At 66.6% G+C, this 13,686-nt stretch carries 12 protein-coding genes; 4 read left to right on the top strand and 8 right to left on the bottom strand.

Annotation, left to right across the window (positions count from 1 at the left end):
• Nucleotides 1-2: 2 nt before the first annotated feature.
• From AAIO73_RS15050 to AAIO73_RS15015, 8 genes are all read right to left on the bottom strand, one after another.
• The gene (locus tag AAIO73_RS15050; RefSeq protein WP_345879011.1) at nt 3-455 is read right to left on the bottom strand and encodes a PilZ domain-containing protein; all 453 of its coding nucleotides are present in this window, start codon (nt 453-455) and stop codon (nt 3-5) included.
• Between the two features lie 147 nt (nt 456-602).
• Nucleotides 603-1,226 (bottom strand): acyltransferase, encoded by a 624-nt coding sequence (locus tag AAIO73_RS15045; RefSeq protein ID WP_345879010.1) that lies wholly within the window; start codon nt 1,224-1,226, stop codon nt 603-605.
• 48 nt (nt 1,227-1,274) lie between these two features.
• Nucleotides 1,275-2,663 (bottom strand): exopolysaccharide biosynthesis polyprenyl glycosylphosphotransferase, encoded by a 1,389-nt coding sequence (locus tag AAIO73_RS15040; protein WP_345879009.1) that lies wholly within the window; start codon nt 2,661-2,663, stop codon nt 1,275-1,277.
• Between the two features lie 162 nt (nt 2,664-2,825).
• Nucleotides 2,826-3,944 carry a glycosyltransferase family 4 protein gene (locus tag AAIO73_RS15035; RefSeq protein ID WP_345879008.1) on the bottom strand — a complete coding sequence of 373 codons (1,119 nt, stop codon included), beginning with the start codon at nt 3,942-3,944 and terminating at the stop codon, nt 2,826-2,828.
• Complete coding sequence (locus AAIO73_RS15030; RefSeq protein ID WP_345879007.1) at nt 3,941-5,020, bottom strand: cellulase family glycosylhydrolase; 1,080 nt, start codon at nt 5,018-5,020, stop codon at nt 3,941-3,943. The genes AAIO73_RS15035 and AAIO73_RS15030 overlap by 4 nt, the downstream gene beginning before the upstream one ends.
• Entirely contained in the window at nt 5,017-6,558 is a 1,542-nt protein-coding gene (locus AAIO73_RS15025; protein WP_345879006.1) for a lipopolysaccharide biosynthesis protein, read from the bottom strand. The genes AAIO73_RS15030 and AAIO73_RS15025 overlap by 4 nt, the downstream gene beginning before the upstream one ends.
• 61 nt (nt 6,559-6,619) lie before the next feature.
• Nucleotides 6,620-7,390 carry an SLBB domain-containing protein gene (locus tag AAIO73_RS15020; RefSeq protein WP_242118185.1) on the bottom strand — a complete coding sequence of 257 codons (771 nt, stop codon included), beginning with the start codon at nt 7,388-7,390 and terminating at the stop codon, nt 6,620-6,622.
• Nucleotides 7,391-7,407: 17 nt separating this feature from the next.
• A complete protein-coding gene (locus AAIO73_RS15015; RefSeq protein WP_345879005.1) occupies nt 7,408-8,592 on the bottom strand; it encodes an outer membrane beta-barrel protein in 1,185 nt (394 codons plus the stop codon).
• A gap of 292 nt (nt 8,593-8,884) precedes the next feature.
• On the opposite strand from AAIO73_RS15015, the gene AAIO73_RS15010 reads away from it, so the two are divergent.
• The 4 genes from AAIO73_RS15010 to AAIO73_RS14995 all read left to right on the top strand — a co-directional run bounded on the left by AAIO73_RS15010 (nt 8,885) and on the right by AAIO73_RS14995 (nt 13,676).
• Entirely contained in the window at nt 8,885-10,036 is a 1,152-nt protein-coding gene (locus tag AAIO73_RS15010; protein ID WP_345879004.1) for a GumK N-terminal domain-containing glycosyltransferase, read from the top strand.
• Nucleotides 10,037-10,105: 69 nt separating this feature from the next.
• On the top strand, nt 10,106-11,446 hold the full coding sequence (locus AAIO73_RS15005) for an AAA family ATPase (RefSeq protein WP_345879003.1): 1,341 nt from the start codon (nt 10,106-10,108) through the stop codon (nt 11,444-11,446).
• Nucleotides 11,443-12,813 (top strand): GNVR domain-containing protein, encoded by a 1,371-nt coding sequence (locus tag AAIO73_RS15000; protein ID WP_345879002.1) that lies wholly within the window; start codon nt 11,443-11,445, stop codon nt 12,811-12,813. Before AAIO73_RS15005 ends, AAIO73_RS15000 begins: the two co-directional genes overlap by 4 nt.
• The gene (locus tag AAIO73_RS14995) at nt 12,810-13,676 is read left to right on the top strand and encodes a P-loop NTPase family protein (protein WP_345879001.1); all 867 of its coding nucleotides are present in this window, start codon (nt 12,810-12,812) and stop codon (nt 13,674-13,676) included. The genes AAIO73_RS15000 and AAIO73_RS14995 overlap by 4 nt, the downstream gene beginning before the upstream one ends.
• The last annotated feature ends 10 nt before the right edge of the window (nt 13,677-13,686 follow it).

The raw sequence follows: 13,686 nt of genomic DNA, 5'->3' as shown, positions 1-13,686 counted from the left end.
GTTCAGTTCGAGCTGAACAGGGGGATCGCTGCCATGATCGCCAGCCACGGCGTTACCGCATAAATGGCCATCGTCAGCAACCGCTGGCGGGGCGACCATTTGAACGGCTGCGCGGCGGGCGCGACGTCGAAGCTGACGACGTTGCCGCGCGTGGCATCCGACACGGCGCCCGATCGCAGCGTGGTGACGAATTCGCAGCCATATTGGGTGCCTTCGCCCCACACCACGGTCGCCTCGACCGTACCGACCCCGGCGAGGCCAAGCAGCACCGACTCGCCGACGGCAAGGGGATGCCCGGTCCGGATCCGGCAACCATGCCGGGTCAGGTCGAGCAGCGCGCTATGCACTGGCGGCCGTCCCGACACGCGCAACACGCACGCGCGACCGACCGAAACACGGTCGTCTTCGCGGCGACCGACAAGCTGTTCTTCAATTATGCGTGCCTGAAGACTCATGGCATCCTCCATCTGGCTGCACACCAGATAGCGGATCAGGTCTTACCAAAGCTTTTCTGCAGCTACCGGAATGATGGTTACTAAAGGATAGTTGGTAAACGCGCGGTAAATGATTGCGCCTTTATTGTTCACCAAATAACGCAACTATCAGAGCGACCAGGTTACCGCGCGAATATCGCGTGCAGGACTGCCGGCGACCAGCATGCCGGGGGCGACGTCGCGTACCACGATCGATCCTGCCGCGATCACCGCACCCGATCCGATCGTCACGCCCTTCAGGATCATCACCCCCATGCCGATCCACACATCGTCGCCGATCACCACCGGCGCGGTCCGCGCCCGTGCGCCGGTCAGGTCGTGATGGTCGGTGTCCATGATGACGGTCCGTGCCGCGATTGCGACGCGGTGGCCGATCGTCACCGCCTGATGACAATCGATTCGGACATCGTCGGCGAGATAGCCGCTGCCCAGCGTCAGCCGACCGCCCTTGCTCACGCGAATCTCGACGCCGCGATGCAACGCGAAGATGCCGTCGACGCACATCGCGCCGCCCGGCCGCACCGCGACCTCGGTTCCGCGCGACACCTGCCCCGGCCAGCATTTGCCGATCGCCAGCCGTCCCCGGCCGCTGACCGGGCCGGCGATCGACAGGCGCGCACGGCGATAGAGGATGACCCGGAACGGCGTCCTGAGATTGGCGAACAACGTCGCCAGCGGCCGTAGCCGCAGCAGCAACCGCAGGACCGGCTTCGCGCGAGAAAACAAACCCAAATCAATTCCTTCGTCGATCGGCGACGAACGAATTTACTCCGAATTGGTTCAATAAGTATTTTTGTGGACGACGACCTTCACCGTCATCGCCAGGATCGTGACGTCGCGCCAGAACGACCAGTTGGCGGCATATTCCAGATCGGCCTGCAACCGGCGGGTCAGGTCCTCAACATGGTTGGTCGCGCCGCGATAGCCACGGACCTGCGCCAGACCGGTGATGCCGGGTTTGAGCGCATGACGGTGCCAGTAACGGGTGTCGACGTCCCAGAACAGGTGATTGCCGGCCAGTGAACCCAGCGCGTGCGGACGCGGCCCGACGATGCTCATCTGGCCGAAGAACACGTTCAGCAGCTGCGGAAGTTCGTCGATGCTGGTGCGGCGGATGAAATAGCCGACGCGGGTGATGCGGTCGTCGTCGCGGCTGGTCGAGACATTGCCGTCGGCATCGCATTGCTCGACGCGCATGCTGCGGAACTTGAGGATGTCGAAGAACTCGTTGCCCCGCCCGACACGTCGCTGGCGGAACAGCACCGGCCCCGGGCTGTCGAGCTTGATCAGCAGGGCCGTCAGCAGCAGCGCGGGCGCCAGCGCGATCAGCGCGGGCACGCACACCGCGAGGTCGAACGCCCGCTTGGCAAAGGCATCGCGCAGCGACAGTGGCCCGACCGACACGGTCAGCGTCGGGCGGTCGCCGATCTGCGACACGCCGAGGGCGCCGAAGTGGGCGATGGTGTCGACGACCACGTCTCCGCGAACATTTGCCCCCTTCAGCAACATCGCCCAGTCCTGGCAGCGCGCTTCGGAACAGGCGACCACCACGCGTTCGCATTCGCGGATCAGCGAGCCGAAAGCGTTGAGCATCGCCGGGTCGCGCAGGTTGGGAACCAGGCCGATATCGCTGGCGCGGACCACGCGGAACCCCGGCGGCGGCGCCATGTCGGCACCGTCGAGGATCAACATCTGCACCAGCAACCGGTCGCGCAGCTTCGATTCGACGTAGATGGCGACGATCTGCCGGAACACGACCAGCGTCAGCGTGCCGACGACCATCGCGATGCCGATCAGAAGGCGCGACAAATCGCGCTCCAGCTTCAGGAAATAGGACAGCAGGAACAGCACGCCATAGGTGAACAGCAGCGCCCGGACGGCAGGGGCGGTGTCCACCGACACGTCCTGCGTCGACCGCAGCGAGAAAGCGCCGGAATTGAACGCGATGCCGGTATAGACGATCGCGGTTACCGTCAGCAGCTCGAACAGTTTGAAGTCGGACTTCAGCAAATGGCTCGGCAGCAGGAACCCGAACGCAATTGCGGTAATGTCGAGAACGAGCAACGTGGCATAGAGCCGCAGGCGCAGCGCATGCGGGGTCAGCCAGAAGCGCGAACTTCTGGCCGCGCCAGCAATATCCGTTCCGGAATCGGCTGGTATTCCTGTCACCCTGATCCCCGATGTCCGTTATATGCCGGTAACGGCTATAGTTGGTCTTGGTCTTAAAGCCCGTACGTGCGCCGCGCGTCCATGGATCAGTTGCGCTTGCGGCGCAAGTCCGGGGCGATGCGACCGTTCAGGCGGCGATACGGTAAAAGCGTTACCACATCTTTACTTCGCTGCAGCGCGATACAAGTCATAAAACGCATCGACATGCCCGCGCCAGCCGAAGCGCGCGTCGAGCAGGCTATCCAGCGCCGCAGAATCGGGCCGGGCGATCGTCGGCCAGTCGCGTGCGAACGCCGCGCCCGATGCGGCATCGGTGAAATCGACGATACGGCCGAACCCCATCGTCTCGATCGTCCGTTCGAAGGCAGGGATGGCGTTCAACACCGGATAGAGATGCGCCGACGCCCCCTCAATCGCCGCCAGCCCGAAGCCCTCATAGCTCGATGCCGACACATAGACCGACGAGCGCCCGACGATATCGGCGATTTCGGAGTCGCTCGGCGTCACCACCACCTCGACCACGTCGGCGATGCCGGCGGCGGCGGCGCGGTCGCGCAATTCGCCCGGCTCCACGCCCATCGGCTTGCCGGCGATCACCAGCCGCCACGCCGGATCGATCGAACGCGCCTGCGCGAACCAAGGCAGCAGATCGAACAGCCCCTTGTTCGGCGCGAGTCGCCCGAAATACAGCATCGTGCGCGCCGACGGATCGGCCAGCCCGCGAAACTTGTCGAGGCTGACGCCATTTTCGATCAGCCGCAAATTGCGCGGACGGATCTGCCGGAACCGGTCGTAATCCTGCTGGCTCGACGCACCCGTCCCGGCATAGGCACGCATCGCGGTGCGGGTGACCGTCGCGAAATAGCGCAGCTTCATCTTGCCGGCGAACTGGGTGTGGAAGAACCCGCCATGCGTCGACAGCACCAGCGTCCGGCCATGGATCGGCTTGGTCAGCGCCAGATAATCGAACAGGAAATCGACGCCATGAACGTGGACGATGTCCGCACCGTTCAGGTGGCGCAGCACGCCGGGGGCGACCGGATAGCGCTTCGACCCCTTCCAGCCGACGCGGCGAATCTCGATCCCGTCGATCGCGTCGTGGTGCGGCAGTTTCGTCGCGGCATCTTCGTCGAAGATGGTGTCGAGCGTCACCACGCGCACGCCATGTCCGTCGCGCTGCTGATAGCGCGCCAGTTGCAGCACGCATTCCTCCATGCCGCCGATCCCCGGATGGAATTGGCGGACGACATGCACGATCGACAGCGGCCGTTCGGCGCTCATCGGCGCGACTCCGTCGGGCCGGTGCGAGGATCGGGGCCGGGCATGGGTCCGGGGCTGGTCGAAAGGGCCGGATTCAGCATCCGTTGATACTCCGATGGAGGACAGGTGAACCGAACGTTCTTGGGACATTCGATCTTGAACAGATAGCGGTCGGGCCACATCCGGCCGCCACCCCACCAGGTGACGCCGAGCAGCACGTCGCTATTGGCGCGCAGCTGCGCAACGGCATCGGCGCCCACGGCCATGCAGCCCGGCGGGATCGCCGCATAGCTGCCGAACGCCGATTCGGTGATGTACCCGCGCAGGCCGCGCCGCCGCAGTTGCCGGGCGAACCGGTCGAACCCGCTTTCTGTGCGCGGCTCGCCCTTGTCGTTGGTGCAGTCGCGCTTGGTCCCCGAACCGTCCGAATCGAAATAGCGATGGCCGTTCAGGAAGGTGCGGTCGATCGGATCGAGCGGCCCCGGCGTCCGGTCGAGCGCGCAGCCGGCGCTTTGGCATGCGCCGTCTGCCGATTCATGCTTGTCGAAGCGCTGGATGCCCGACCAGCCGGGCCATTGCAGCAGGATCGGATGGCGGACGCCGCCCCGACGCAACCCGGCGATCACCGCCTTGGCCTCGCTCGCCCAATGCATCCACTCGACATTGCCGGGTTCGTTGACCAGATCGATCATCACCGACCCGTCATCGGGAAACTGCCGCGCCAGATCGGTCCAGAAGGCGATCTGCTCGCCGACCGGGTTCCAGCGCGAATTGTGATTGTCGAGGATCAACGGCACGCCGCGCGAGCGGGTGAAGGCGGCGATGGCCTTTAGTTCGTCGACCCGGTCGGCGGTCATCCGGCTGGGTCGGAACGGATAGCGGATCAGGCCGAAGCGCAGGCGATCGACGGCGTTGCGGACATCCGCCAGCGTCGGGCGCGCCGCGTCATTCTCGCGACCCTCCGCACCCGACAGGTTGACGCCGAACTTCGGCGGCGGGGCTGGCCGGCGCGGTGGGTCCTTCGGTTCGGCATCGCTCTGCCCGCTACAGCCGGCGACCAGCAGCATCGCGGCCAGCAGCCATGGCGCGCGCCTCACGACGCCGCCCCCCGCCGCCGCCGGGCGATCGAGCGCGCGGCAGAATCGATCAGCGACACCAGAAATTCTCCCAGCAACCAGCGCGGCCGCCGCCACAACAGGATCAGTCCCATGACCAGCAACGCCGCCCCCGATACGCTGACCGTCACCAGCGCGGGCGCCGCCGCGTTTCGCAACAGCGTCACGACCGGCAGCACGACCGCGACGCTCAACGCCGCCAGCAACAGGCCATGGCCGTGGCTGGCAACGAACGCGCGCAGGTCGACGCCGGCGATGCGACAGGCGCTGACGTTGATGATGCAATAGGACGCCACCACCGCGATACTCCCTGCCAATGCGACTGCCTCGATACCGTAAGGATAGGCGATCAACGCCCCGCCGACGACCATCCCGAGATACACGATCTGATTGAAGATCATCGCCCCCGTCGCCGCCCTGGCGCGCTGCAACGATCCCCCGATCTTCGACCCCAGGCGAAAATAGCTTGCCGAACACAGGATCGCAAACGGCCCGATCACCGCCGCCCAGCGCGAGCCGAGGATGATATCGATCACCTCCGGAGCCAGCACCGCCAGCAGCGCCGACATCGGCATGCCGATCGCTGCGGTCAGTTCGGTCCCGCGCAGGAAGGCGGCGCGCAGCCGCACGGCATCGTCCTGCACCTGTGCCATGGCGGGAAACACCAGCCGTTCGGCGATGCGGGTATAGAGTTCGGACGGCACGCTCATCAGATTGAACGCGCGCGAATAGATGCCGAGCGCGGCGGCATCCATCGTCCGCCCGACGACCAGATTATTGGAGCGCAACGCGAAGAAATTCAGGATGCGCGCCAGCGAAAAGCCGGCCCCGCGCCCCATCAGCCGTCGAACGCCCGCCCGCGTCAGCAGCGGCCGCATCGGCGGGCGGACGATCGCGACCAGCCACCCCGCCTTGAACGCGGTTTCGAACAGCGCCGCAGCGACCAGCGCCCAATAGCCCCAGCCGAGCCATGCCAGCAGGATGCCGACCCCGCCGGTGCCGACGATCCGGCCCAGCACCTGCGCGATCATCACCCGTCGCACATCGAGTCGCCGGACCAGCAGATTTTCGGGCACGATGCCGAACGACTGGAGGACGAATACCAGCGCCAGCACGCGCAGGACGTCGGTTACCCCGTCGATGTTGAGGAAATCGCCCGCCAGCGGTGCCAGAAGCTGGGCGAGCAGGAAATAGCCGATGCCGCTCAGGACGACGAGCGTGCCGGCGACGCGCAGATCGTCGCGCGTCAGCCCCGGCATCTGCACGATCGTCGCGCCGATCCCGACTTCGGCCAGCAACAATGCCAGTTCGATGAAGATCGTGGCGCCGGCGATCACGCCGAAATCATGCGGGAACAGGATGCGGGCGAGCACGGCGGTGAAGCCCAGCTCGATCGCCTTCGACGTCAGTTGCAGCGCGGTGGTCCACCCTGCCCCGGCGGCCAGGGTGCGCTTCATCGACCCCGGCGGGCCGGCGCGTGCCACCGGATCGCGATCCTCGATACGGCTGTCGTCGCTCATCGATCGCTGCGCCGGTGCGTACCAACCGGCGGACGCTCCCCGGGAACGTCCGCCGCCCCGGTCAGAAAATGCGCTCGCGCACGAACAGCACGTCGTCGGGCAGCACCGGCGCGGCCAGTTCGGCCTCCAGCTCACGCCCACCGCGATACAGCGTCACCTTCCGCTCCGACCCCGACAGCGTCGGGCCGCCGGCGCGCGCCAGCGCCTGGCGGATGGTCATGCCCGGCGCGATCGCGAACGCACCGGCATTGCCGATCTGGCCATAGACATAATATTGCGGCGCCGCGATCGCATAGACCGCATCGCCCGGCTGCATCGCGATATCGGCCTGTTGCCCGCGCGCGATCTGCGTCAGGCTGTAGGTCGTGACCTTGCCGCCGCGACGCAGTTCGACGATGTCCGAGCCACCCTCGCGCAGGCCGCCGGCCCGTGCCGCCAGTTCGCTCAACTGGGTCGGGCGGTCGAGCGGCACGATCCCCGGCTTGGCGAACTCGCCGAGCACGGTGACGGTGCGGCTGGCGTAATCGACGATCTCGACGTTGACGATCGGATCGTTGACGTACCCACCGCGGCGCAGCTGTTCCTGGATCGCGCTGGCCAATGCCTGCGTGGTGCGATTCGATGCCTCGACCCGGCCGACCAGCGGCAGGGTGATCGACCCGTCGGACTTGATCCGGGTCTTCGTCACCGAACCGCCCTGACCATAGATCGACACCTCGATCTGGTCCTCGGCCCCCAACCGATATCCATCCCATGTCGCCTGCGCCGCCGCGGGCTGCACGAGGGCGCACGGCATCGCGATCGCGATGGCCAGACTGACGAACGCCTTCATCCCCTTATCCTTTCCCATCAAATGCGCAGCAACGCCCGTAATGTCGTGGAGAAGCTGTCATAATCGTAAAAATCATTCTCGGCGGTACGCTGCCGGTAGCGGGTCGCCAGTTCGAGCGTGATCGGCTGTGCCAGGCGGTAGCGGACATCGGCCTGCGCAGTAAGCTGGGTATCCGAACCGCGTGGCTGCGCGAGGAACAGCGGATCCTCGCCCCGATAATCGCGCTCGGACAACTGGACGCCGGCACCGAACGACGTCTTCCGGCTGACCGTCAGCCGGGCGCTGAAATCGGCCTGCCGCCGCAGGATATAGCTGGTGCCGAGATTGCCGCGCGCGGAGACCGACCGGCCATAGCCCGCCGACAGCACGAATCGCGAGATCGGCGTATAGGACGCGTCGATCGCATAGGTGATCCCGCTAAAGGGCGACGCCTGTGGCGATGCCGGATCGGCCGAGGTGTAGCCGACCTCGGCACTCGCCTTGATCCGGGTACCGACGTCGCGGGCGAGGCGCAAACCGGCCGAGCGGACCTGCGTCACGTCGCGGATCGGCCCTTCCGGCGTGGTGAACACGCGCGCGCGCCGGATCGTCGAGAAGGCACCGAACAATTGCGCCGTGCCGAGGCTGGGGCGGCTGTACCCGATGCCGACGCGACCATCGACCGTGTTCTGGTTCCGCTCCTGCCGGCGCTGGTTGTCGACCTTGAAATATCCAGCCGAGGCGAGCGGATAGAAGCCGGCCGGACGCGGGCAGCTGGCGTTGATCGAATAATCCTGGGTCGTCGCGACGTTGCTGATGACGACGCCCAGATCCTCGAGATCGGACTGCGCCTGGAAGAAGCCGCCCTGGACCGTCGCGCGGCATTTCGGTCCGACGCGCACGTCCGCGCCGCCGATCAGCGCGATATCTTGCCGATTCAGAAAGCGGAAGCGGTCGTTCCAGACATAGCCGGCATAGCCGTTGGCGAAAATCCGCTGCCGCGCCAGTTGCCGGCTGTAGTCCAGCGTCACACGCGGCGCCATCGACAGATTGTCGGTCGGCCCGTTGGTGCGCTGTTCGCCCAGACGCAGGATGTTGGTGTCATAGGTTTCGACCACCGCCAGCGACAGGTCGAACTTGTTTTCCTGCGCCTGCGCGGGGGCCGCGGCCACGACAAGGCCGACTGCGCCAGCGGTCGCGGCGATGGCGACTGGACCCTTCATTCCCCGAACTCCCTGTCGGATGCGGCGCATCCGGCCATCCGCTCTATGACTTTCCGGCGGTCCGGTCAAAACCCGGACGCACCCGTTACGATCCGCGTGCCGGCGGTGTAGGACAGCGTCCCGTCACCGCGACAAACGGGGTAACTAACCACGCCGGCTCGACAAGTATATCCCTATGCTGCATTGCGGCATCATTTCGCCTCCGCACCATTGACCCCGCGCAAATGGCAAGCCATTGCGTGGCCAGAGGCGCGGGTCGATGACAGGCGCAGCACGCTACAGGGAGCGCGACATGAGCAAGGGACGGGTCGTGTTCGTGTCCGCCTTTCACGATTATCGCACCGCCAAGCGGGCGAGCATCCATCCGATCGCCAAGGCGCTGGCCAATACCGGCTATGACGTCACCTTCCTGTCGACGCGGTTCAGCCGGCTGTCGCGGCGCAAGGGTGATTCGCGGCTGTTCCTGTGGGATCGGGCCAACCGGTTCGAGACGGTCGACAACATCCGCTGTTACCTCTGGCGTACCGCCTTCCACCCCTTCGCGACCGGCTCGAAGCTGGGCGACAAGGTGATGGGGACACTGTTCCCGCTCTATGCGGAATTGCCCAATCGCGACGTCGACCGGATGTTCGCCGAGGCCGATTATCTGGTGGTCGAGGCGACGGTCGCGGCGGTCATGCTGCGGCGGATGCGCCGGCTCAATCCCACCGCGCGCATCATCTATTACGCGACCGACCGGCTCGATACCGTCGGCGCCCACCCCTATGTCCGGCAGCGGCTGGAGGTGGACGGCGCGCTGGTCCATCATGTCAGCCTGCGCTCCAGCGTGATGGCCGAGGATTTCGGCTGGGCGACCGACCGGCTGACCCGCATCGGTTTCGGCATTGATCCCGACGATTTCGTCGACGACGGCACCAATCCCTATGCGCCCGGCACGATCAACGCCGTGTCGGTCGGGGCGATGCTGTTCGACCAGAATTTCTTTCGTATCGCCGCCCCCGCCTTTCCCGACGTGCAGTTCCACGTGATCGGCAGCGGCGCGAAGTTCGATTGCCCGCCCAACGTGATCCTGCACGACGAAATGCCGTTCCGTGCGACGCTGCCCTATCTGCGCCATGCGACGATCGGCCTTGCGCCCTATCAGCGTGCTGCGGGGGTCGAATATCTGGCGGAATCGAGCCTGAAGCTCGCCCAGTATGAATATCTGGGCCTGCCAGCGGTTTGCCCTGACTTCGCGCAGGGCGATATCGCATCGCGTTTCGGATATCGTAACGACGACCCGGTATCGATCCATGCGGCAATACGCGATGCGCTGGCAGCAGCGGGCAGCGTGGCACCGCGCGCCTTTCCGACTTGGGACGGGATCGGCGAACGGCTGCTGCACCCCGAACGCTATCCGGACACCGCTCTGCCGAAGCATGCGCTACCGCATTCGAACCGATAGGCAATTGATGACGTTTATGCGATGCAAGGTTCGGGCAGGCCGGGGCCGGCCCGTGGGGAAGGAGGCGGAATGTTCGATCGGTTGATGGCGCATGTCCGCCTGCTGCTGCGCAGAATCAATGGCGATACCGGGCGGATGCTGCCCAGCCCGCTGAAGGTCGCGGCACAGGCGTCGCGCCCGCCGGTTCCGCGCGCGCCGACACCGCCGGCGCGGACCGCCGCCCCCGAACTGTCGCCCGAACGCCGGATCGAGCGCACCCGCGCGCTCGCCGTCCGTCTGTTCGGCGCGAATCAGCCGGTCGACAATCCGCGCGACCTGTTCGGGCGCGAAGCCGAATTGCGGACGCTGCGCGAAGCCGTGCTCGAATCGGGCATGCACGCCGTCATCCATGGCCCGCGCGGCAGCGGCAAGACGTCGCTGGTCCGCGTGTTCGGCGACATGGCCGATGCGCGCGGCGCCACGATCATCTATCTGTCGTGCGCCGGCACCGGCGATTTCGGGCAGGTCATCCTGCCCTATCTCCACGAACTTGGCCCCGCTCCGTTCGGGCTGCGCGCGGACGAATATAACAAGGCGATCGACCTGTTGTCGGCCGCGCCCACGCCACGCGCGGTCGCCGCGCTGCTGGCCCGTGCCGACCGCGACGACGTCGTCTTCATCCTCGACGAATTCGACCGCCTCGACGACACCGAGACCAAGGCACAGCTCGCGCTGCTGCTGAAACTGTTGTCCGACATGCGCTCGCGCGTGCGCCTGCTGTTCGTCGGCATTTCCGGCGACGTCAGCGAACTGATCGACGTCCACGCCTCGGTCCGCCGCCACCTGACCGCGGTCGGGCTGAAGCCGATCGCCGATGCCGAGGTGAAGAACTTCATCCGCCTGACCAGCAACGCCATCGGCCTGACCATCGCCCCGAACGCGCTGGAGGCGCTGCGCTGGGCTGCCTGCGGTTCGCCCTATCATATGCGGCTATTCAGCCTGCAGGCGTGCCTGGTCGCGATCGACCGGGGACAGCAGGAGGTCGACGATACGGCGATGACCGAGGGGCTGCGTCGCGCACAGGCGATCTGGCGCACGACCAATCCGCGCGACGACGAACTGTTCTCGCAACTGCTCGCCGCACGTCGCTATCCGATCGCGTTGCTCGAAAGCTTCGCGCGGGCCTGTGCCACCCATCTCGAATTCACCGTCGCCGACCTGACCGACGCCTTGATCCGCGACGGCCATGACCCGGCGCTGGTGCCCGACCTGATCGACAGCTTCTCGCCTGCCCTTGGGCGCATGCAGCAAGGGTCGCAGCGCCTGGCGTTCGACGACGTGCTTGCGCCGCAATTGCTGCTGTCGATGTGCGTGACGACGCGGACGGGCGCTGCCCCCGTGCCGGCCGCCGACGAAGGAACCATGCAATGAACGTCTGGGACTATCTCGAGTCGCTGAAGAGCCGCTGGCGGCTGATCGCACTGGTCGCGCTGGCGTGCATCCTCGCCGTCGCGATCTGGACATGGCAGTCGCCGCGCACCTACACCGCGTCGTCGACGCTGCTGTTCGATTTGCAACAGGCCGATCCGGTCGCGGGCGGCGGCGGCGCTGCCAAGGCATCGGCATCGGTGCTCGGTACGCAGGTCGACATCATCCGGTCGGGCGTCGTCGCCCAGCGCGTCGCCGAGAAGCTCGGCTATGACAAAGACCCCGACCTGATCCAGCGTTACCGCGAATCGGGCGAACAGCGCATCGGCCTGCGCGAATGGATCGGTCGCCGGCTCGTCGCCCCGCTCGAGGTCGTGACGACGCGGTCGACCAACGTCCTGTCGCTGAACTACAAGAGCGCCGACCCGGAAAAGGCCGCGCAGCTCGCCACCGCCTTTGCCGAAGCCTATGTCCAGACGCAGCTGCAGCTGCGCATCGACCCGGCCCGTGTCTATTCGCAGTGGTTCCAGTCGCAGATTAACGAGGCGCGCGATCGCCTCGCACAAGCGCAGCGTCGCCTCAGTAGCTTCCAGCAGGCGCGCGGACTGGTCGGTGCCGGCCGGTTCGATATCGAACAGGCGCAGCTGAGCGAATTGTCGCAGCAGATGACCACCGCCCAGGCCGAAGCGGCACAGTCACGCGCCCGCGCCAACACCTCGGTCGGGTCGTCGTCCTCGGCGCAGCAATCCGCCGTGGTGCAGGGACTGGACGGGCAGATCGCGGGCAAGTCGGCCGAATTGCAGCAACTGCGCCAGTCGCTCGGCCCCAACCACCCGATGGTCGTCGCCGCGCAGGCGCAGATCACCGAACTGCGCAACCGGCGTAGCGCGGCGGTCGGCACCGTCGTCGATGCGGTCCGCACCGACAGCGCCGCCGCCTCCGCGCGCGAGGCCAATCTGCGCGGTCTGGTCGCGGCCCAGCGCGAGCGCGTGCTGCGCCTCGCCAGCGCGCAGGACGAGATGGCGGTGTTGCAGCGCGACGTCGATTCGGCGCGCGCCGCCTATGACGCGGTCACCGCGCGGCTGAACGAAGTTCGCCTGCAGAGCGAGATCCCGCAGACCAATGTCAGCGTGCTCGACCGCGCCACCGCACCGACGCTGCCATCCAGCCCCGACGTCGCCCTGCGGCTGCTGCTCGGCATCGTCGGCGGCGTGTTCGCCGGGGTGATGCTCGCGCTGTTCCTCGAATGGCGCCGGCCACGCGTCCGCACCATCGACGGGTTCGAACGGGCGACCGGGCTGCCGGTGCTCGTCGATCTCAGCCGCGGATCGGTCCATGTTGGTTTCGCCGGAAAGGAAGCATCGGCATGAGGTTGCGTTCCAGCACGTCGCGGGCAGCGACCGATCGCTACAGCGACGTCGAAACCGCGCTGATCGACGCCAACCGGCTGGGCCGCGAGGAGCTCGACCGGATCGAGGCGTATCGCGCCCGCACCGGCGCCAGCTTCACCGAAGCGGTGGTCGATCTCGGCGTGGTCGCGCCGGAACAGGTGCAGCGTACGCTCGCGACGCGGGCGGAGGCGGGCACGCTGATCGATCCCGACGCCACCGGAGTCAGCCGCGCGGTCGTTGCCGCCTATGATCCCGACAATGCGCTGACCGTGAAGCTGCGCGCCTTGCGCTCCAGCCTGTTCGCGATCGAGGATCTGGAACGCGGCGACCTGCGCGTGATCGTCGTCGCCGCGGTCGGTACCGACGATGCGCCGGGCGTCGCCGCGAATCTCGCGACGCTCGTCGCGCAGCTCGGCCAGCCGGGCCTGCTGGTCGATGCGAATTTCGCCGCGCCGACCCATCACAGCCTGTTCGCGGTCGACCCGGCCGAGGGCGCCACCTCGCTGCTGTCGGGTGCCGAGGATCGCGCGGCGACGGTGGTCGAAACCCCGGTGCCCAATCTTTCGCTGATCGCGGCCGGCCCGGCGATCAATGCGCTGCCCGAAACCGTCGAGCGCGTGTCGCTGGTCGAACAGATTCGCGCCATACGGCTGGGGCATCGCTTCGCGATCATCGACGCCGGTCACCAGCCGCCCGAAATGGTCGCGGCGATCGCGCGCGGCGCCGACGGGCTGCTGCTGGTGGTAGAACGCACCCAGACGCCGTTCGCCGCGCTCGACGAACTGCTACCGCGTCTCGAAGCGGCCGACGTGCCGGTGCTCGGCAGCATCCTGATCCGCTGAAAACTGGGCG

It is taken from the genome of Sphingomonas epibiotica (genome assembly GCF_039615155.1).
Classification (GTDB): Bacteria; Pseudomonadota; Alphaproteobacteria; order Sphingomonadales; family Sphingomonadaceae; genus Sphingomonas.
Note: the sequence above shows the minus strand (reverse complement) of the source record. Positions and strands in the feature narration are given on the sequence as shown.

Coding starts and splice junctions, on each gene's coding strand:
- AAIO73_RS15050 (WP_345879011.1), bottom strand. CDS start 455: ATGAGTCTTCAGGCACGCATAATTGAAGAACAGCTTGTCGGTCGCCGC.
- AAIO73_RS15035 (WP_345879008.1), bottom strand. CDS start 3,944: ATGAGCGCCGAACGGCCGCTGTCGATCGTGCATGTCGTCCGCCAATTC.
- AAIO73_RS15025 (WP_345879006.1), bottom strand. CDS start 6,558: ATGAGCGACGACAGCCGTATCGAGGATCGCGATCCGGTGGCACGCGCC.
- AAIO73_RS15020 (WP_242118185.1), bottom strand. CDS start 7,390: ATGAAGGCGTTCGTCAGTCTGGCCATCGCGATCGCGATGCCGTGCGCC.
- AAIO73_RS15015 (WP_345879005.1), bottom strand. CDS start 8,592: ATGAAGGGTCCAGTCGCCATCGCCGCGACCGCTGGCGCAGTCGGCCTT.
- AAIO73_RS15010 (WP_345879004.1), top strand. CDS start 8,885: ATGAGCAAGGGACGGGTCGTGTTCGTGTCCGCCTTTCACGATTATCGC.
- AAIO73_RS15005 (WP_345879003.1), top strand. CDS start 10,106: ATGTTCGATCGGTTGATGGCGCATGTCCGCCTGCTGCTGCGCAGAATC.
- AAIO73_RS15000 (WP_345879002.1), top strand. CDS start 11,443: ATGAACGTCTGGGACTATCTCGAGTCGCTGAAGAGCCGCTGGCGGCTG.
- AAIO73_RS14995 (WP_345879001.1), top strand. CDS start 12,810: ATGAGGTTGCGTTCCAGCACGTCGCGGGCAGCGACCGATCGCTACAGC.